The 20,192-nt window shown below is 31.8% G+C and carries 22 protein-coding genes and 1 pseudogene; 22 read left to right on the top strand and 1 reads right to left on the bottom strand.

What is annotated here, in order from left to right; all coding sequences use genetic code 11:
* Window positions 1–11 precede the first annotated feature (11 nt).
* The 16 genes from MOV42_RS00635 to MOV42_RS00560 all read left to right on the top strand — a co-directional run bounded on the left by MOV42_RS00635 (window position 12) and on the right by MOV42_RS00560 (window position 14,669).
* Complete coding sequence (locus MOV42_RS00635) at window positions 12–863, top strand: helical backbone metal receptor (protein ID WP_324171891.1); 852 nt, start codon at window positions 12–14, stop codon at window positions 861–863.
* Window positions 864–1,919 (top strand): nicotinate-nucleotide--dimethylbenzimidazole phosphoribosyltransferase, encoded by a 1,056-nt coding sequence (locus tag MOV42_RS00630; protein ID WP_324171890.1) that lies wholly within the window; start codon window positions 864–866, stop codon window positions 1,917–1,919.
* Window positions 1,920–1,924: 5 nt separating this feature from the next.
* Window positions 1,925–2,419 (top strand): bifunctional adenosylcobinamide kinase/adenosylcobinamide-phosphate guanylyltransferase, encoded by a 495-nt coding sequence (locus tag MOV42_RS00625; protein ID WP_324171889.1) that lies wholly within the window; start codon window positions 1,925–1,927, stop codon window positions 2,417–2,419.
* Window positions 2,416–3,138, top strand: coding sequence for an adenosylcobinamide-GDP ribazoletransferase (locus MOV42_RS00620; protein ID WP_324171888.1), 723 nt, complete (start codon window positions 2,416–2,418; stop codon window positions 3,136–3,138). Before MOV42_RS00625 ends, MOV42_RS00620 begins: the two co-directional genes overlap by 4 nt.
* Entirely contained in the window at window positions 3,135–3,701 is a 567-nt protein-coding gene (locus MOV42_RS00615; RefSeq protein WP_324171887.1) for a histidine phosphatase family protein, read from the top strand. The genes MOV42_RS00620 and MOV42_RS00615 overlap by 4 nt, the downstream gene beginning before the upstream one ends.
* A 3-nt stretch (window positions 3,702–3,704) precedes the next feature.
* Window positions 3,705–5,156, top strand: coding sequence for an N-6 DNA methylase (locus MOV42_RS00610; RefSeq protein ID WP_324171886.1), 1,452 nt, complete (start codon window positions 3,705–3,707; stop codon window positions 5,154–5,156).
* Window positions 5,153–5,986, top strand: coding sequence for a BRO family protein (locus MOV42_RS00605; RefSeq protein WP_324171885.1), 834 nt, complete (start codon window positions 5,153–5,155; stop codon window positions 5,984–5,986). The genes MOV42_RS00610 and MOV42_RS00605 overlap by 4 nt, the downstream gene beginning before the upstream one ends.
* A complete protein-coding gene (locus MOV42_RS00600; RefSeq protein ID WP_324171884.1) occupies window positions 5,976–7,199 on the top strand; it encodes a restriction endonuclease subunit S in 1,224 nt (407 codons plus the stop codon). The genes MOV42_RS00605 and MOV42_RS00600 overlap by 11 nt, the downstream gene beginning before the upstream one ends.
* Window positions 7,196–8,044, top strand: a complete 849-nt coding sequence (locus tag MOV42_RS00595) for a Bro-N domain-containing protein (RefSeq protein WP_324171883.1) — start codon at window positions 7,196–7,198, stop codon at window positions 8,042–8,044. Before MOV42_RS00600 ends, MOV42_RS00595 begins: the two co-directional genes overlap by 4 nt.
* Window positions 8,037–10,343: an EcoAI/FtnUII family type I restriction enzme subunit R gene (gene hsdR, locus MOV42_RS00590; RefSeq protein ID WP_324171882.1), complete on the top strand. Its 2,307-nt coding sequence runs from the start codon at window positions 8,037–8,039 to the stop codon at window positions 10,341–10,343. Before MOV42_RS00595 ends, hsdR begins: the two co-directional genes overlap by 8 nt.
* 42 nt (window positions 10,344–10,385) lie before the next feature.
* Complete coding sequence (locus MOV42_RS00585) at window positions 10,386–10,679, top strand: DUF1778 domain-containing protein (protein ID WP_324171881.1); 294 nt, start codon at window positions 10,386–10,388, stop codon at window positions 10,677–10,679.
* A gap of 97 nt (window positions 10,680–10,776) precedes the next feature.
* On the top strand, window positions 10,777–11,193 hold the full coding sequence (locus tag MOV42_RS00580) for a GNAT family N-acetyltransferase (protein ID WP_324171880.1): 417 nt from the start codon (window positions 10,777–10,779) through the stop codon (window positions 11,191–11,193).
* Window positions 11,193–11,918, top strand: a complete 726-nt coding sequence (locus tag MOV42_RS00575) for an ABC transporter ATP-binding protein (protein WP_324171879.1) — start codon at window positions 11,193–11,195, stop codon at window positions 11,916–11,918. Before MOV42_RS00580 ends, MOV42_RS00575 begins: the two co-directional genes overlap by 1 nt.
* Window positions 11,893–12,879, top strand: coding sequence for an iron ABC transporter permease (locus MOV42_RS00570; RefSeq protein ID WP_324171878.1), 987 nt, complete (start codon window positions 11,893–11,895; stop codon window positions 12,877–12,879). The genes MOV42_RS00575 and MOV42_RS00570 overlap by 26 nt, the downstream gene beginning before the upstream one ends.
* Window positions 12,880–12,882: 3 nt before the next feature.
* A complete protein-coding gene (locus MOV42_RS00565) occupies window positions 12,883–13,677 on the top strand; it encodes a phosphotransferase (RefSeq protein WP_324171877.1) in 795 nt (264 codons plus the stop codon).
* The gene (locus MOV42_RS00560) at window positions 13,674–14,669 is read left to right on the top strand and encodes an aminotransferase class I/II-fold pyridoxal phosphate-dependent enzyme (protein WP_324171876.1); all 996 of its coding nucleotides are present in this window, start codon (window positions 13,674–13,676) and stop codon (window positions 14,667–14,669) included. Before MOV42_RS00565 ends, MOV42_RS00560 begins: the two co-directional genes overlap by 4 nt.
* Before the next feature lie 6 nt (window positions 14,670–14,675).
* Here the strand turns inward: MOV42_RS00560 and MOV42_RS00555 are convergent, their stop codons facing one another.
* A complete protein-coding gene (locus MOV42_RS00555) occupies window positions 14,676–15,635 on the bottom strand; it encodes a hypothetical protein (RefSeq protein WP_324171875.1) in 960 nt (319 codons plus the stop codon).
* Between the two features lie 130 nt (window positions 15,636–15,765).
* On the opposite strand from MOV42_RS00555, the gene MOV42_RS00550 reads away from it, so the two are divergent.
* From MOV42_RS00550 to MOV42_RS13960, 6 genes and pseudogenes are all read left to right on the top strand, one after another.
* Window positions 15,766–16,746 carry a virulence RhuM family protein gene (locus MOV42_RS00550; RefSeq protein WP_324171874.1) on the top strand — a complete coding sequence of 327 codons (981 nt, stop codon included), beginning with the start codon at window positions 15,766–15,768 and terminating at the stop codon, window positions 16,744–16,746.
* Window positions 16,747–18,132: a cobyric acid synthase gene (locus tag MOV42_RS00545; protein WP_324171873.1), complete on the top strand. Its 1,386-nt coding sequence runs from the start codon at window positions 16,747–16,749 to the stop codon at window positions 18,130–18,132.
* Complete coding sequence (gene cbiB / locus MOV42_RS00540; protein ID WP_324171872.1) at window positions 18,125–18,826, top strand: adenosylcobinamide-phosphate synthase CbiB; 702 nt, start codon at window positions 18,125–18,127, stop codon at window positions 18,824–18,826. The genes MOV42_RS00545 and cbiB overlap by 8 nt, the downstream gene beginning before the upstream one ends.
* Before the next feature lie 5 nt (window positions 18,827–18,831).
* Window positions 18,832–18,966 (top strand): hypothetical protein, encoded by a 135-nt coding sequence (locus MOV42_RS00535; RefSeq protein ID WP_324171871.1) that lies wholly within the window; start codon window positions 18,832–18,834, stop codon window positions 18,964–18,966.
* A 77-nt stretch (window positions 18,967–19,043) separates the two neighbouring features.
* Window positions 19,044–19,733: pseudogene (locus MOV42_RS13965) on the top strand (methyl-accepting chemotaxis protein); the annotation flags it as partial.
* Window positions 19,710–20,162, top strand: a complete 453-nt coding sequence (locus MOV42_RS13960) for a CZB domain-containing protein (protein WP_416385462.1) — start codon at window positions 19,710–19,712, stop codon at window positions 20,160–20,162. The pseudogene MOV42_RS13965 and the gene MOV42_RS13960, both read left to right, overlap by 24 nt.
* The last annotated feature ends 30 nt before the right edge of the window (window positions 20,163–20,192 follow it).

Genomic DNA, 20,192 nt, shown 5'->3' with positions numbered 1-20,192 from the left:
AGGTTTAAGATATGAGTATAAAAATTATTTTTATTATCTTATTTTTGTCAATCACTTTAAATGCTAATGAGAGAATCATCTCTCTTAGCCCTTCAATAACTGAGATTATCTACGCACTTGAAAAAGGTGACTCTCTAGTGGGTACTTCTTCTTTTTCGCTTTACCCTAAACAAGCACAAAAGCTTCCTATTGTTGGAAGTTATCAGAGTCCAAATATTGAAAGAATTTTAGCACTTGAACCTACCTTAGTTATTGGTCAAACATTTAACCAAAGCACTTTAGAAAAGTTAAAATATTTAAACCTGCCCTTGAAGTATAAAATTAAAACATTAATGCTAAACCTAGATAATATTAAAAACATTAAACAATCTATAACTAATCTTGCATCCATAATAAATTCAAACAAAGCAAAAGAGCTTATCAAAAGTATAGACACCCAAATAAAAGATGTTCCTAAAAATATAGCTCCACATAGCGTTATGATAGTTTATGGTTTAAGAGAAGACTTACGCTCATCAACTTACATAGCAGGACATAACATATTTTTTGAAGATATCATAAAACTAAGTGGAAACAAAAATGCTTATAGCTCAAACTCCACTTCTCAACCAGTTTTAAACTATGAAAATATAATAGCTCTAAATCCAGACCAAATTATTATTTTGCATTCACATGCGACGGAACCAAATGTAAATATGAAAAAAGCTCTTAAAGCTTGGTATTATATCCCCACCAATGCTTCAAGAAATAAAAATATTTCCATAGTAGATGAAGATTATTTACATATACCTTCGCATCGAGTAGCCCTAACAATAAAAAGACTTTTCTTTGAGATGAATCACAATTACAAAAAAAGGAACTAATTGCAAACTTTAAACATTTTTACCAATAAGACAGACTCATTCCCTAAAGGAAAGGCTGATTTTTTATTAGCAGCAGCTGTTACAAAAACTTGCGAAATTGCGGGCATAACTCAAGCTGGTATTCCTGGGAAAATTTCACTTACTCCTACTCTAGATGCTGAGTTTATAACAAATGAAAAAGTTTTCTCTATGGGAGAGTTAGCCGAAACTCCAACGGGTGTTCCCACCCCTGCCCTCATAACAAGAGCTGTGCATAATTTAGTTCCTTTTTCAAAGATTGAAGTTTTAAACCTTGGTCTAGAAGCTTTACCTCAAAATACAAACCTTTTAAACTTTGGCATCTGTGCATCTGAGTCTATTTCTACTGGAGCCAACATTGATGCTAAAGAGATTTTCAAAAAAGGTATGCTTGCTGGAAAGAACTATGAACTAAAAGGAAATTATCTTATACTTGGAGAAAGTACACCAAGCGGTACTACAACAGCGGCGACTACTGCTTTAGCCTTGGGTTATGATTTAAGAGATGATTTTTCATCAAGTTTTTTAAATGTACCAAAAAATATAAAAAATCAAACTATAGACAAAGCCATGGCACTTTTAAGTGATGACATGAGTAACTTTGAAAAGCTATCACTTGTTAGTGATAATATGCTTATCTTTTGTGCTGGTTTTATTATAGAAGCTTCGAGAAGGTTTCATATAGTTTTAGCTGGTGGAACACAAATGGCAGCCTGTCTTTTAGTGGCAGACAAACTAAAAGAAGACACTTTTATAAGAGTAAAAAGTGACAATATAACTCTAGCTACTACTTCGTGGGTAACTAATGATAAGCACTCTGATATTAAAAATATACTCTCAAAACTAAGCTACACTCCACATGCTATTTTTACCTCTTTTTCATTTGCCACAACAGAGATTCCAATTTTAAAAAAATACGATGAAGGCGAGGCAAAAGAAGGTGTAGGAGCAGGAGCATGCCTAGGATATGCAAATGCAAATGGTGTTACAAACAAAAAACTATTAGAGGCTATAGAGCTTTTAATATACGGAATGTAAAAAAGATGAAAGCTCTTTTTATAGGTGGGATTAAAAGTGGTAAAAGCATAAATGCTCAAAACTATATTTTAAAACTCTCAAGTTCTAAACCATGCTATCTAGCGACAACAGAGTTTATAGATGCGGGTATGAAAGAGAGGATAAAAGAGCATAAAAAAAACAGACGCGATAAGTTTAATACTATTGAAGAAAGTCTTAAAATATACGAAACCATAAAAGCTAACAAAACTTCTGTGTTAGTTGAGTGTGTTAGTATGTGGATAAACAATATGTTTCATCATGGTTTTGACATTGAAGATATGAAAAAAGAACTCTTTAGAGTTTTGGGCTTAGATAAAACAATAGTTTTTGTATTAAATGATGTTGGCTCTGGAATCATTGCTGATAATAAATTAGCTAGAGATTTTGTAGATGCCAGCGGGATACTTTCTCAGCTAATAGCTCAAAATTGCGATGAGGTTTATCATACCATCGCTGGAATTTCTACGAGAATAAAATGAATAAAATTTTAAAAGGTTTTGCTCTATCTGTTAGTATGCTAACTAGCTTACCTTTTTTTAAAGTTCATGATTTTTACAAGGGAATCAACAGTTATAGTGTTATGTTTTATCCACTAGTTGGTTTTTTGCTTGGCTCTATTTTATGGTTAATACACTCTTTACTTTTTAACTCCTTTGAAGCCTCACACCTAGGCATAATCATCTTCACACTTTTAGTTATCTTAACAGGAGCCTTGCATCTAGATGGTTTAAGTGACACCATAGATGGACTTTTTGTACATAAACAAAAAGCACTTGAAGTCATGAAGGACCCTCATACTGGTGGAATGGGTATGATTTTTACAGTAACTTTTTTGATATTAAAAGCATCTACCTTTGTTATTTTTGAAGCCTACTATCTTTTACCTGTAGTGCTTATGTTCTCTCGTTTCAATGCTGTTTTAGCTATTTACTTATTTCCATATATTTCTAAAAATGGCATGGGTACCTTAGCAAAAGAAGAGCTAAATAGTTCTCATGTTCTCATAGCTTTTATCTATATCATGGTTTTAAGTCTATTTAATTTTTGGCTTTTTATTTTAAGTATTTTAGTTTTGTTTGTTATAAAAACATTTTTTGTAAAAAGATATGGTGGTTTTAGTGGAGATATTTATGGTTTTAGTATTGAAGTTACAGAACTCATCTTACTAAATGCTATCTTACTTGGTGTTGGACTATGACTTTAACTATTGTTCGTCACGCAGAGGTAGAAGAAAAATACATTGGATGTTATAACGGGCATCTAGACATTGGACTATCTACTAAAGGTTACGCAGATGCCAAAGACTTAGGCAAACATTTTAAAGCCTCAAACTTTGATGACATCTATTGTTCTGACCTTCTTCGTGCAAAAGAAACACTAAAAGCATTTATAGGTACAGATGCCATAACCTACACAAAAGAGTTAAGAGAGAAATCATGGGGAAAACATGAAGGACTTAGTTTTGATGAGATTTGCACAAAAGACTCACTAAAATATGAAAATTTTGAACAATGGATAAAAGCTTTAGATGGAGAGAGTATAGAAGATTTTAAAACAAGGGTAGAGAAGTTTTTTTTCACTACCCTAGCATCTATGCAAAGCAAAAATATTTTAGTTATGACTCACAGCGGTGTTATAAAAACATTTATCTCTATTGTAAAAAACATTAACCTTGAGGAAGCTTTTTCTTACTCTATTCCTTACGCTTCTTTTGTAGTGTATAATAGTGAAACTAATAAACTAACTATGAAGAAGAAATAAAATATGTTTGAACAAACTTTTAAAAATATAGACGATATTCTCCACAAAGATGCAGGGTGTGGAAGTGAGCTTGATTATGTAGAACAAACCTCTTGGGTCTTATTTTTAAAGTACCTTGATGATTTAGAAAAAGACAAACTAACAGCTTGTGAACTTATGGGAACAACTTACACAAATATTATAAAATCTGAGTTTCAATGGAAAACTTGGGCTGCTCCAAAACTATCAAATGGAAAAATCGACCATGATGCTTTAACTGGTGATGATTTATCTGACTTTATAAATAATGAGCTATTTCCTTACTTTAAAAAGTTTAAAGCAAATGCTACAAGTGCCAATACTATTGAGTACAAAATCGGTGAGATATTTAGTGAGTTAAAAAACAGAATCCAAAGTGGTTATAATTTGCGTGAAGTTCTAAACCACATTGACGAACTTCGTTTTCAAACACATATACAAAAGCATGAGATGAGCCATCTTTATGAAGGTAAAATCAAAAACATGGGAAATGCAGGGCGAAATGGAGGAGAATATTACACTCCACGACCTCTCATAAAAACCATCATAAAAGTTGTACATCCTAAGATAGGAAATACTATCTATGACGGAGCGGTAGGTTCAGCAGGTTTTTTGGTTGAGGCTTTTGCATACCTAAGTGAAAGTAAAAAACTATCTACTTCAGACATTACAACTTTGCAAAAAAACACTTTTTATGGAAAAGAAAAAAAGTCACTAGCCTATATTATCGGCATCATGAATATGATACTCCATGGTGTTGAAGCTCCAAACATCATACATACAAATACTTTGGCCGAAAATTTATCAGACATACAAGAAAAAGACCGTTATGATGTTGTTTTAGCAAATCCACCTTTTGGCGGAAAAGAAAGAGCAGAAGTTCAGCAAAACTTTCCCATAAAAACGGGAGAAACTGCATCTCTATTTTTACAGCATTTCATCAAAATACTTCGAGCGGGAGGCAAGGCAGGTGTAGTTATAAAAAATACTTTTTTAAGTAACACAGACAATGCATCTATAGCCTTAAGAAAAGAGCTTTTAACATCTTGTAATTTGCATACAGTTTTAGACTTACCCGCAGGTACTTTTACAGGTGCAGGTGTTAAAACGGTCGTTCTCTTTTTTGATAAAGGTCTTAGCACAAAAAAAGTTTGGTTTTACTCACTTAACCTTGATAGAAACCTAGGAAAAACAAACCCTCTAAATGCAAAAGATTTAGCAGAGTTTGTAGAGTTACAAAAAACGAAAGCTGATAGTGAAAACTCTTGGACTTTAAAACTAAAAGATATAGATAAAACTACTTATGATTTGAGTGCTAAAAATCCAAATACTCCAGAAGAAGCACCTCTAAGAAAACCAAAAGAGATTTTAAAAGCTATGGCGGAGTTAGATAAAGAGAGTGAAAATATTCTTAAAACTATTAAAGGCTTAGTGTGAAAAATAAAGTCCAAATATTTGAAACAAAAAATGTTAGAAGCCATTGGGATGAGAGTCAAGAAAAATGGTTTTTTTCAGTACAAGATATAGTTCAAATTTTATCAGAGAGTACCGATGTTAAACAATACATAAAAAAAATGAAAACACGAAATCCTGAGTTAAATTCCAACTGGGGTACAATATGTACCCTAGTTACTATGCAAGCAAATGATGGGAAAAATCGTAAAATTCAAGCATCAGATATGGAGGGTATACTCAGAATAATTCAATCTATTCCATCTAAAAAAGCTGAACCATTTAAGATGTGGTTAGCCAAAGTTGGAAGCGAGAGAATAGATGAGATAGAAGACCCTGAGTTAGCTTTTGATAGAGCAATGAGAAGCTACTTAGATAAAGGCTACTCAAAAGAGTGGGTAAACCAAAGACTAAAGAGTATAGAAGTTAGAAAAGAGCTAACTGATGAGTGGGAACAAAGAGGGGTAAAGGAGGGTTTAGAGTTTGGCATACTAACAAATGAGCTTACTCGTGCTTGGACTGGAAAAAGCGTTAAAGAATACAAGGCTTTTAAAGGTTTAAAAAAAGAGAACCTAAGAGACAACATGTCTAACTTAGAGTTAATTTTAAATATGTTAGCAGAAGCTTCAACAACAGAGATTTCAAAAGTACAAAAACCACAAGGTCTAAAACAAAACAAAGAAGTAGCAAAAAAAGGTGGCAATGCTGCCAAATCAGCAAGACTAGAGATAGAAAAAGAAACAGGCGAGGCTATTGTAAATGCTAGTAATTCTAAAAAACTTTTAAGTAAAAAAGAAACTAAAAATGATAACTAAGGGTAATGTCTTGAGAGAGGGGTGGGAAATTCGGAGGCTTAAAGATGTATGTACTTTAATTACTTGTGGAGTAGCCAAAAAACCTAATTATATAGACAATGGTATTCCTTTTCTTTCTGCAAGAAATGTTAAGAATGCAAAAGTAATTTGGCAAAAGCATCAATATATTTCAGAAGATTTTCACAATGAATTAACAAAGAAAAATAAACCTTTAATTGGGGATATTCTTTATACTAGAGTCGGTAGTTTTGGTGAAGCAGCAGTAATTGAAGATAATATAGAATTTAGTATTTTTGTAAGTTTAACCTTAATAAAGATTGATACAAATATATTGAATAATTATTTTTTAAGATATTATTTAAACTCTAGTTATATAAAAAAATTGGCTAAAGACAGTATAAGTGGTTCAGGTGTTGGAAACTTAAATGTAGGAACAGTAAGAAAATTTCCAATATCAATTCCTCCACTCCAAGAACAAGAAAAAATAGTAACTATTTTAGATGAGGCTTTTTTGGCGATAGCTAAGGCAAAAGCAAATGCAGAGTTAAACTTACAAAATGCAAAAGAGCTTTTTGAATCTTATTTGCAAGGTATTTTTAAAAATAATAATGGTGGCTCTAACAGTGAAACATTAGATAGTATTTGTGATTTAATTGTAGATTGTGAGCACAAAACAGCACCAATTCAAGAAACTGGTTATCCATCAATAAGAACTCCAAATATAGGGCAAGGAATTTTACTTTTAAATAAAGTCAATAAAGTATCTGAAGAAACATACAAGGAATGGACAAGACGAGCAATGCCACAAGCAGATGATTTAATATTAGCTAGAGAAGCACCTGCTGGTAACATTGCTGTTATTCCAAAAAATATAAAAGTATGTTTAGGGCAAAGAACAGTTTTAATTAGACCAAAGAAAGAGAAGTTTATTTCTAAATATTTAGCTTTTTTGATTCTTTCTAAAGATGTACAAAAAAAACTTCTTTCTCACTCTAAAGGTGCAACTGTTGAGCATATAAATATGAAAGACATTAGAGCATTTAAAATTTACAACCTTCCAACAATAGATAAACAATTAAGAATTATTAAGAAAATTGAATCCACTCAAAAACAAACAAAAAAACTAGAATCCATCTACACCCAAAAACTGGGAGACCTAGAAGAACTAAAAAAATCCATCTTGCAAAAAGCCTTTAATGGAGAACTAACATGAATAAAAACGACAAATTAGTAATATTTCAAAGTAAAGAGATTAGAAGAGTTTGGGAAGATGATGAGTGGTATTATTCAGTCATTGATATTTGCCAAGTATTAACAAATAGTTCTAATCCTCGTGATTATTGGTATAAAATGAAAATTCGTGTCAATTCTGAAGATGAATTTCAACTGTCGACAGTTTGTCTACAGTTGAAATTGAAAGCTCCTGATGGAAAAATGAGAACAACTGACTGTGCAAACACACAAAGTATTCTAAGAATTATCCAGTCCATTCCATCACCAAAAGCTGAACCTTTTAAGCAGTGGTTAGCACAAGTTGGACATGAACGCATCCAAGAGATAGAAAACCCTGAACTAGCACAAGAGCGTATGAAAACTCTTTATGAACAAAAAGGTTATCCAAAAGACTGGATAGACAAACGACTTCGTGGAATTGCTATTCATCAAAATCTTACAGATGAGTGGAAAGAAAGAGGCATAAAAGAGCATAAAGATTTTGCGATTTTAACAGCTGAAATCTCTAAAGCCACTTTTGGCATGACTCCAAGTGAATACAAAACTCATAAAAATTTACCTGAAAAATCAAATGCAAATCTTCGTGACCATATGGATGATTTAGAACTTATATTTTCTATGTTAGGCGAAAGAGTAACTACTGAAATTTCCAAAGAGGAAAAACCAGATACTTTAGAAAAAAGTAAAAAAGTAGCCTCTCGTGGTGGAGCAGTCGCTGGAAATGCAAGAACTCAAACTGAAAAAGAGTTAGGCAGATCTGTTAGTACAAAAAAGAACTATCTACCAAAAACAAATCTTTTTGAAATAGGCAATGATGATGAATGAAGCCCAAACAAGAGCTGAACTTATAGACCCTAAACTTCGTGAATGTGGTTGGGGAGTTGTACAAGATTCTAAGATTTTTCGTGAAGAGAATGTTTGTCGCATAACTGATGGTCGCATCCAAGTGGGTGGCGGTAGAACTAAGGCACTTATAGCTGATTATATTTTAGTTTACAAGGGTGTTAAACTTGCTGTTGTTGAAGCAAAAGCAAGTGAGTTAGAAGTTGGCGAGGGTGTTGCTCAAGCAAAACTTTACGCACAAAAACTTTCACTTGAAACTACTTACTCCACAAATGGTAAAGAGATTTATAGCATCTGCATGAAAACTGGCAAAGAGAGTTTAGTTTCAAGTTACTTAACACCTGATGAACTTTGGGAGAAGACTTACTCAGACCAAAACCTTTGGAGAGAAAAATTCGCATCTATCCCTTTTGAGAACAAAAGTGGAACATGGCAACCTAGATACTACCAAGAAATAGCAGTTAAAAATGCTCTTGAAGCAATCGCTCAAAACAAAAACCGCATACTTTTAACACTTGCAACAGGAACAGGTAAAACAGCCATAGCCTTTCAAATAGCATGGAAACTTTTTCACACAAGGTGGAACCTAAAAAGAGATGCTCAAAGACGACCACGCATACTTTTTTTAGCAGACAGAAATATACTAGCAGACCAAGCCTTTAACTCTTTTTCAGCATTTAGTGAAGATGCGATGGTTCGCATCAAACCTAAAGAGATAAAAAAGAGTGGCAAAATCCCAACAAATGGAAGTATCTTTTTTACTATCTTTCAGTCGTTTATGAGTGGCGATAAAAATGAGCCTTATTTTGGGCAATATCCAAAAGACTATTTTGATTTTATTATCATCGATGAGTGTCATAGAGGTGGAGCAAATGATGAAGGAAATTGGCGTAGCATCTTAGAGTATTTTTCTCCTGCTGTTCAACTAGGACTTACAGCAACTCCAAAACGCAAAGATAATGTAGATACTTATGATTACTTTGGTAAACCTGTATATATCTACTCTTTAAAAGATGGCATAAATGATGGTTTTTTAACACCTTTTAAAGTAAAACGAATCAAAACAACTCTTGATGATTACTTATATACCAATGATGATAATATTATAGAAGGTGAAATAGAAGAAGGGAAACTTTACAAAGAGGAAGATTTCAACAAGATTATAGAGATAAAACAAAGAGAAGAAAAAAGAGTTAAAATCTTTATGGACGCGGCAAATGAAAATGACAAAACTATCATCTTTTGTGCCACTCAAGAACACGCAGCCGCTGTCCGTGACTTAGTAAACCAATATAAAAAAACAAGTACAGATGCATCATATTGTGTCCGAGTTACTGCCAATGATGGCGAAATAGGCGAACAATTTTTACGAGAGTTTCAAGATAATGAAAAACTAATTCCTACCATATTAACAACATCTCAAAAACTCTCTACAGGTGTAGATGCTAGAAACATTCGTAATATTGTTCTTATGCGTCCAGTAAAACAAATCATAGAGTTTAAACAGATAATTGGTCGTGGAACTAGGCTGTTTGATGGAAAAGAGTTTTTTACGATTTATGATTTTGTAGATGCGTATCAAAGGTTCTCAGACCCAGAGTGGGATGGAGAACCTTTAGAACCAGAGCCAATCACTTCGCCAAATGAGCCAAAAACTCCAAGTGAGCCAAAAGAGCCAAATCCAAAACCTAAAAAAATCAAAGTAAAACTAAGCGATGGAAAAGAGAGAGAGATACAGCATATGCTCTCTACCTCTTTTTGGGGTGCTGATGGAAAGCCAATCTCTAGTGAAGAATTTTTGCAAAATCTTTTTGGAGAGTTACCAAAGTTTTTTAAAAATGAAGAAGAACTAAGAACTATTTGGAGTAAGCCATTAACTAGAAAAGTACTTTTAGAAAAACTAAATGAAGCAGGTTTCGGAGCAGATGAGTTAAACACTCTTAAAAAGCTCATAGATGCCCATAACAGTGATATTTTTGATGTCTTAAAGTATGTGTTTGATAGTGATATAAAACCGATTTCAAGACAAGACAGAGTAAATGAAGCTAAAAAAAGTATATTTGCTCTTCTTAATAAAGAACAAGCTGAATTTATAGAATTTGTTTTATCAAAGTATATCCAAAGTGGTGTAGAAGAACTTTCACAAGATAAACTTCCCATTTTACTAGAAAGTAAATACCAATCACTAGAAGATGCAAAAGCTATTTTAGGAGATGTTGCAAATATAAGCTCATTATTTATAGAATTTCAACAGCATCTATATAAACAAAGAATAGCGTAAAATATGATATAATAACCGTACAATAACCGTAAAGGATAGATTATGCAAACAGCACACATAGATATTGGATTTAGCAAGGATTCTCGTTTTGACACTAAAATAAACTCTGGGTTAAAAGAGATGCTAAAGGTAGCTTCAACGCTAGAAGGAATGGACTTATCAGCTTTTATCATCTCAGCTGCTACTCAAAAAGCAAGAGAAGTTATACAACAATCTGAATCACTATCGTTAAACAATAATGGGTATAAAAAATTTATGAACATAATTAATCATCCTCCAAAAGCTACTAGAGAGTTGAATAACTTAATGAAGCTAGATGATTTAAATGAGCGATAATGTAATAATCGAAAGATTTGATTTTGCTAAAACCTACAATGGGTTGAAACAATTTGATTGTAACCACGATCTCATAAATAGATTTGTAAAAAAATCTATGAAAAAACAAGTTGAAAATGACTATTCAGCTGCTTATATTTTACTTGATTTAAATAACCAAGAAAGATTTATCGGTTTTTATACAATAACAACTTTTAGCATTCAAAAATCTACTTTTGAGATACCTCTAAAATCTTCACCAAGTTCGGTACCTGTTTTTAGGATAATAATGCTTGGAGTAGATAAAAAATATGCGAACAGAGGTTATGGTTCTAAACTCTTAAAGCATTGTTTTAAGCTCGTTTTAAGAGCTTCTGAGGAAGTCGGAGCTAAAGGACTTTACTTAGATGCTGAAGATAAAAAACATGGATGGTATAAAAAACTTGGCTTTGAAGCTATAAACTCACCTGATAAAGATACTAATATAATGCCTATGTTTATATCCACTGATACCATCAGAGATGCTATATGTTAATGATTAGTCTCGACTCTCTAAGTGTCAAATATGACAATAAAACTATACTTACAGATATATCTTTAAATATTGAGAGTCATCTAAGTATTCTTGGGGCAAATGGTTCTGGGAAAAGTACCTTGGCTAAAGCACTTTGTAATCTCATAAAGTATGAGGGTAGTGTGAGTATTGATGATAAAGACATCAAAGAGTTGTCTTTAAAAGAGAGAGCAAAACTTATCTCATATATTCCTGCAAAACTTGAAGTTTATGATGCTTATATTAGTGTTGAAGAGTTTGTACTTCTTAGTCGTTTTGCACATAAAGAAAACTTTTTTGACTACTCAGACAAAGATAAAACAATCACAAAAGAAACTTTAAAATTTTTAAATATTTCTCATCTAAAAGACCATACTATAAACTCTCTTAGCTCAGGGGAATCTCAACTTGTTTTAATCGCTTGTGCCTTAACTCAACAAAGTAAAATTATCATCTTTGATGAACCAACTGCAAATTTAGACCCTAAGAACTCTAAAATTATCGCTCAACATATCAAAGGTTTAAAAGATTATCATCAAGTTATTCTCATCACGCATGATTTGCATCTAGCCTCATTTATAGACTCAGATACTTTATTTATCAAAGATTCAAAAGCCATATACTATAAAAAAGATTTTTTTAATCAAGAAAATTTAAAAGAACTTTATGAGGTTGACTTTAATGACTTGGCGGTTAGTTATGAGTAGGTATTTTATTTGGTTTTTTCTTTTGCTTATTCTTATAATATCTCCTTTTTTAGGTGCATTTGATTTAAAGGTTAGTGAAGTTTTTATAAATGGTACCTTAGATAATTCCATATTTTTTAATCTTAGAATTCCAAGAGTTTTATTTGCTTTTTTTGCAGGAGTCATCTTAGCTTTAAGCGGTTTGCTATTTCAAACACTTTTTAGAAATGCTCTTATGACTCCATATACTCTAGGCATCTCAAGTGGTGCTGTTTTGGGTGCTGGAATCGCTATAAAACTAGGTCTTGGAAGTTTAGCTTTTGGTATCGCCACTATTAGCATCTTTGGTTTTTTAGGTGCGATGTTTACTATACTTTTACTTATCACTCTTGCAAAGTATTTGCAAAACTCTCACTATGAATCACTCTTACTTTTAGGCATCACTCTTTCACTTTTTTACACTTCTGCTTTGATGATTTTGTTTTACCTTGGAAACACTATGCAAAATGATATATTACTTCGTTTTACTATGGGTTCACTTAGTGTTATTGGTTGGACGTACCCTATCACCATTGGTATAATTTCACTTATACTTTTTTTCGTTATTTATCTTTTTCGTTATGAACTCCAACTTCTTAGCATCTCTGATGAAAGTGCAAAACTCCGTGGAGTAAACAGTAAAAAAATTACATTGATTTTACTTATAGTTTCTTCTTTTGCTATTGGAACGCTTGTAAGCATTAGTGGGCCTATCGGTTTTGTGGGGCTAATAGTCCCGCATATAGTTACAAAACTATACCCAGTAACTGTTAACAATCGCATCGCTAAGACAGCTTTGTTTGGTGGTTTTTTTCTTGTTTTTTGTGACACAATTACGCGCACTTTACAAACTCAAAGTGAACTTCCTATTGGCATAGTGACGGCTCTTATTGGCGGCCCATTTTTCATATATCTTATTATAAACAAAAGTAAGAGCATCTAGCATATGGGCGTAAAGAGTAAAATTAGCCTAGATGCCATAAACAAACTTTTTGAATCTTATGACTTTGTTAAACTTACTCCAACAACCTCAGGTATCATCGACACGACTTACATAGTTCATACCAAAAATGATTCATATATTTTAAAAAAATACGAAAGAGATATTTTACAAAAGATAACGCTAGATGCTAAACTACTAAAAACTTTAAAAGCATCTGGATTAAATGTTCCGCTAATGCTTGATAAAAAAGATGAGTGGTATCTTTATGAAAGATTAAAAGGGGATGAGCCAAAGAATATAAAAGCCTATCATCTTCAAGAACTTGCAAGATTTTTTGCAAAGATGCATCTCATAAGTTCAAAAAACAGATGCAATATAGAAAATACTTTCAAAAATGAAATAAAAGAAGCTTTAGACTATGCAAAAAATAACTATTTCTTTTACTATAAAAAGTTTGAATTTTTAAAAGATTTTACTCCTAAAAATGATGGCATAATTCATGGAGATATTTTTAAAGACAATACTGTTTTTGATGGAAGAAAAATCGGAGTTTTTGATTTTATAGATTCTTCCTGTGGCTCTTTTATTTTTGACGCGGCAGTTGGGCTTATCGGTTTTGACATAAAACAAGATAACAACTACGCTATAAATATATTTTTAAAAACATATAATCAACGAACAATCAAAAAAATAGATAAAAATATACTCATAAAAAATATGAAAAATGCCTCTCATTTTTTTGCTCTAAAGAGAGTTTATGAATACAAAAATACTAACAAAGCAAAAGAGTTGTTATGATGAAACATGGTGCTAACATATATAAATATGCTAATAAACTAAAGTGTAAAGCAGATGAGATAATAGACTTTTCTTCAAACATAAATCTTTATACTAAAAAAATAAACCTAACACTAACTGATAACATGATAGTTAAATATGCTAACACCTCTTACCCGCATCTAAGAAGAACAATCACTAAAAAATACAAAATAAAAAAGAATCAAGTCGCTCTTTATAATGGTGTTACAACTGCTATACATTCTCTTTTACAATCCTTAGATGCCAAGAGAATCTACCTCTACGCTCCGCTATATGGTGAGTATGAAAAGGCAATTAGTAAAAGGGCAAAAGTTATAAAAATAAACCGTTTTAAAAACCTCTATAAAAAGCCAAAGAAAGGCTCTGTTGTAGTGTTTGTCAATCCATCAACTCCAGATGCAACTTACTATGACTTAACTAGGCTTTTTGCCCTTTGGAAGAGGCAAAAATGTACGATTATTTTAGATGAATCATTTTTAGAATTCCAAAACCTTCATTCTTTGAGAAATCAAATAAATAATTACAAAAAACTATATATAATCCAATCATTTTCTAAGTTTTATGCTTGTGCTGGAGTAAGAATAGGTGCTATTTTTTCACAAAAACGAAATATTGAACAACTAGAAATTCCTATTTGGAATATTTCATCTTTTGACTCTGAGTTTTTGACTTTAAGGCTTATGGATAAGAAGTTTGAGCGTAAATCTAAAAAGCTTCATAAAAAGCAAAAAAAAGAACTTTTTGACATTTTACAAAGCTCAAAACTTTTTGATAAAATCTACAAAAGTGATACAAATTTTATACTGGTAAAATCAAAAAAATCAAAAGAGATATTTGAGCATCTGCTCCATCATAAAATACTTATACGACCTTGTGAAAGTTTTGATTTTTTAACAAGTGAGCATCTACGCTTCGCAGTTAAAACCACTAACGCTCACAACAAACTAACAGAGGCTTTGAATAGTTTTTAGGTTTTGTTATTTATCTCCGTAGTTTAAATCCCAACGCCATTTTGGATGATGGAAGTGCAGTCTTTGGTCACACGATGCAGACACTATTGATTTGTATAGTGTTATAGTTCCTATGTTTTGCCACCCTTTGTTAGTACCTGTCATTTTGTTTGCTACAAAGATATTGAAAACTAATTTTTCATTTTTTTGGATTTTCAGCTCATCGCGGAAATCTTTAGCATCTACTCTTTTGTCATCAGCTGCTTCTATCTTCATCCATTTTGGAGTAACGATATTTTTGCTCGCTTTCTCTCCGAGTTGAGATATTTCATATAGTTGTCTGATGCCAGGATTTGTATCTGCTTCTTTAAAAGCACTAGATACTTTTAGAGCATAAAGAAGGTTTTTTACCATTGAAAAGTTCATACTTACATTTGGTTCATTACTCATGGCTACATCTTTATAATGCTTAGCATCTGTTCCTCCCAAGTCGTCTATGAGAAAAAAGTTTGCACTATTCTCGTTATTTACCTCATTTGCATCTGTAGAGGCAAAGAGTTTTCCAGCAAATCCAAATGCTCTGTTACTTCCTCTTAAAGTATCTGAAGTTGCGGTAGATGCTCTTGCAATAATGAGAGCCTTGCTATTTTGTTTAAAGTAACCGCTATATATATTTTCTTTTTCTATTTCCCAGATGCCTCTAAAGCAGATGCCGTTTGGATGAGCAAGTTTCTCAAAAGCTGGTAAAATATCTGCATGGTCATTTAGCGTTCTGTGTGCATCTTGAAGAATAATGTCTTCTTTAAATGTAAAGAGTTTAAAATATGAAACACTTCCATGAGGCAGTTTTGCTAAAGGATCAGACTCCACCTGTTTCCAAACCTCTGAAAAACTGCTCCTATCATCCGACTTTTCTTTATTTACTTTTATTTTGGTTGTGCATGAGGATAATGTAAATATTATGGCTAGGAAAAGTAGCAGTTTCATTTTTGATTCCTTTTTATGATTATAGACTAATGAGATGAATAAAATTGAGATGACACTTAATTTAAAAAAAGATACAATAAAATATATGAAAAAACAATGCAAAACTAACTAAAGATAAGGCTATTAAAGAATGAGTAACTCAAACATACTAATATACCAAAGTGAAGATGGACAAACCAAAATTCAAACTCGGTTAGAAAATGAAACTGTTTGGCTTACAATATATCAAATGAGTGAACTATTTCAAAAAAGTCGCTCGACTATCAACGAACATATTTTAAATATATACAGAGACGAAGAACTTGAAAAAGAATCAAGTTTGAGAAAAATCGGAAATTCCGATTTTTCTACTAAACCAACAAATTTTTACAATCTAGACTTGATAATTTCAGTTGGATATAGAGTTCGTTCTCCACAAGGTACTAAGTTCCGTCAATGGGCTACCACAAGACTTAAAGAGTACATAGTAAAAGGTTTTACTATGAATGATGAACTCCTAAAAGAAGCAGGTGGTGGGACTTACTTTGAAGAGCTACTATCTCGCATTAGAGATATACGAAGTAGTGAGAAAATATTTTGGAGAAAAGTTCTTGATATCTACTCAACAAGCATAGACTATGATGCAAAAGATGAAGCATCTATACTATTTTTTCAAACTATTCAAAATAAAATGCACTGGGCTGCACATGGCAATACAGCTGCTGAGATACTTTACCAAAGAGCAAATAGCTCAAAAGAAAATATGGGTCTTGTATCTTTTAAAGGTGATAAACCTCTAAAAAAAGAAATAGAGACAGCAAAAAATTATTTAAATGAAAATGAGTTAAACATACTTAACCGCATGGTTACAGCTTACTTAGAGGTTGCAGAGATACAAGCAATGAATCAAGTACCAATGTATATGAAAGATTGGTTGGAGAAAATTGATGACTTTTTGAAAATGACTGGAAAAGATATACTAACTCACGCAGGAACTATAAGCCATAACCAAGCTATGAAAGAAGCAACCATAGAATATGAAAAGTATAAAGAACAAACTAAGAATTCCCTTTCAAACATAGAAAAGGACTTCATTAAAACTATTGACACAACTTCTAAAAAGTTAAAATAAATGAACTCTCTAAGTATATTCGGAACAAGCAGTGATGCTGGAAAATCAACTCTTAGCTTTGCTATAACATATCTTTTTCACAACAGAGGAGTTAGTGTCGCTCCCTTTAAGGCTCAAAATGTTTCTAACAACTCACAAGTTTGTGATAGCGGTGGAGAGATAGCAATCCCGCAATATTTTGCAGCCGAATCCATAGGACTTAAAACTACAACAGATATGAATCCAGTTCTTTTAAAGTCAGGTGGAAAATCAAAAGCTCATATAATTGTAAATGGGAAAAGTGTTGGAGATAAAGATGTTTGGTCTTACTACCAAGATATAAAAACTTTGCAACCTCATGTCAAAAAAGCTTTTAAAAATTTACAAAAAAAGTATGAGTGCATAGTTGCTGAAGGAGCTGGTAGTCCAGTTGAATTAAACCTCATGGATAAAGACCTCTCAAATATTTATGTAGCTGAAGAATTTAAAACAAAAATCATCTTAGTTGCTGATATTCAAAGAGGTGGAGTTTTTGCATCTATATATGGTGTTTATAATCTTTTACCAAAAAAACTTAGAAAAAATGTCATAGGTGTAATTGTAAACAAATTTCAAGGAGATATGAGTCTATTTGATAAAGGCGTAAAAATCATAGAAAAAAGATTTAAAATTCCTGTTTTTGGAGTTGTGCCATTTAAACCTTTTAACCTTGGGTTTGAAGATAGTGAGTCAATTATGAACTATGTTCAAGATACAAAAAAAGCCATCATAAAAGTTGGTGTTATAAGACTTCCTCATATTAGTAATTTTACAGATTTTGAGCCTTTAGTTTTAGACGAAGAGATAGAACTCTCTTTTATCTCATCTGTTAGTGAGGTTTCATCTTGTGATATGCTTGTTTTACCAGGAAGTAAGAGAGTTGTTGATGATTTACTTTGGCTTATCAACAATGGTTTTGAAAAGATTTTAAAAAACAAAAAACAAAAAGTAGTAGCTATCTGTGGCGGTTATGAGATGATGTTTAAAAAGATTTTAGACCCCAATCAAATAGAATCATCTGAAAAAAAGATTGATGGGCTTGGTCGTTTAAAAGGTAGAGTAACTTTTAAAAAGAAAAAAATTGTAAAAAAAGGAAGCTATCAGTTATTTGATTGCAAGGTTGATGGATATGAGATTCACAATGGGGTTACAAAAAAACTTTTTAAAAGTAAAAAAAATCTTTATGCTACTTTTGTTCATGGACTTTTTGACTCTGATGAAATACGAGCTAAATTTTTTAAAGAAATAAACCAAAACTATAAAGGTTATAATTTTAAAAAACAAAAACAAAAAGCCATAAAAGAGTTTGCAGCTCATATAAATGAATATGTAGATATAGATGCTATTTTAAATAAGTTATATGATTAATATTTTTATAGCTTTTCTTGCTTACCTAATTGATAAACGCTTTGGAGAATTTCGTTTTATAAAACATCCTGTCATAATTATTGGCTCTATTATTAGTTTTTTTGAACATAAATTTTACAAAGACAGCGTACTTAGAGGTTTATTACTTGTTCTATTTGTTATTTGTTGCGTTAGTTTTGTATCCATAAGTATTAGCACATTTTTAAATAACTTGAACATAGTTCTAAATATTGGATTTACATCTATTTTAGCATCTATGTTTATAGCACATAAAATGTTACATGATTCAGTCCTAGAAATCTTAGTTAGTACAAACAAAAAGAAAAGCATTTCTATGTTAGTTAGTAGAGATACACAAAATATGAGCGAAAGTGATATATATAAAGCATCTATTGAAACTTACGCTGAAAATTTAAGTGATGGAGTTATAGCACCTCTTTTTTATCTACTTCTTTTTGGTTTAGATGGGATTGTGATTTATAAGGCTATAAATACAATGGACTCCATGGTTGGATACAGAAATATGAAATATGAAAAATATGGAAAAATAGCAGCATACTTAGACGACATTACCAACTACATTCCATCAAGACTAACTGCTGTATTAATAATGATTGTCGCTAAAAAAAAGATGTCTTTGCCTTTTATAAAGATGGCAAAAAGCATGACTCACCAAATGCTGGTCACCCTATAACGGCTATGGCTCTTAGTTTAGGGATTAAACTAGGTGGTGACACCTACTATTTTGGTAAATTAAAGAAAAAAACAAATTTTGGTCATGGAAGACAAGATATAACAGAAGATGATGTAAAAAGAGCTTTGTCTATACTTTAAAGTTATAAATATTGTATATCAAGTTATTTTATAATACAATACTTCAAAATATAATTTAAATACAAGGTGGTAAAATAATGTTTTTTGGAAACTGCGACAAATATCAGGCTGAATTAAGAGCCAAAGATGAAAAAATTTTAGAACTACAAAATTCTTTAGATGCTTCTATAATAGAAAATAGGAACTTAACAAATCAAAGCAACACAAATAATGAAGATGCTACCATGAATGATTTGATAAGAGATCTTACAAAAGGTTTAACAAATGCTTGTGATACAGACCTTACAGTACTTCAAAATGATTTAAATACTAACTTAAACGCTTTAGACGATATTAATATTTTAAATCATACCAATGAAGGTTTTATAGATACAAGCAGTTCAGATATTTCAAATTTAGTTCAAACTCTTCAATCTTTACTTGAACATATCAATGCTACATTTGAGCAAGTAGAAACTCTTAACAACAATGTTGAGAGCATCTCAGATGTTATTGATCTTATTAAAGATATTTCAGATCAAACAAACCTTCTTGCATTAAATGCTGCCATAGAAGCTGCTCGTGCGGGTGAGCATGGACGAGGTTTTGCTGTTGTTGCTGATGAAGTTAGAAAACTAGCAGAAAGAACGCAAAAAGCAACTTCTGAGGTAGAAATCTCAGTATCATCTTTAAAACAAAATACTCAAGAAGTTCATGAACACTCTTCACATATGGAAAAATTATCAAATAAATCAAACGAACAAATGATAGAATTTGAAAACAGAATGCAAAAACTACAAATGAACTCTTCAAAAATTCAAGAAGAAACAACAGATGTAACTTACTCTACTTTTGCAGTTCTGAGTAAACTTGACCACCTAATTTTTAAAGCAAATGGATATAAAACAGTATTTTCTGAAGAGGTTAAAGGACATTTTCCAAACGACAATGAATGTCGTTTGGGAAAATGGTACTTTGAAGGTTTAGGGAAAGAAAAATTTGGTACTTGCGCAAGCTTTTCTAAAATGCAAACACCGCATAAAGAAGTACATGAAAATATCAAAAAAGCTGTTGAGTGTGTTGAAAATGGAACATGCGCACAAGACGCTCAAAATATTATGACTTATTTCAATAATGCCGAAAAAGCTTCTTCTGAAGTTATCTCAATCTTAAGTAAATTAATAGAAGAAGAAAAAGGCACTCGTCATAAAAAATAAATTTATATCATATTTGTGATATACTCTTCG

This window comes from Sulfurimonas sp. (assembly GCF_029027405.1).
Lineage (GTDB): Bacteria > Campylobacterota > Campylobacteria > Campylobacterales > Sulfurimonadaceae > Sulfurimonas.
The sequence above is the reverse complement of the archived record's forward strand: the minus strand, read 5'-3'. Positions and strand labels throughout refer to the sequence as shown.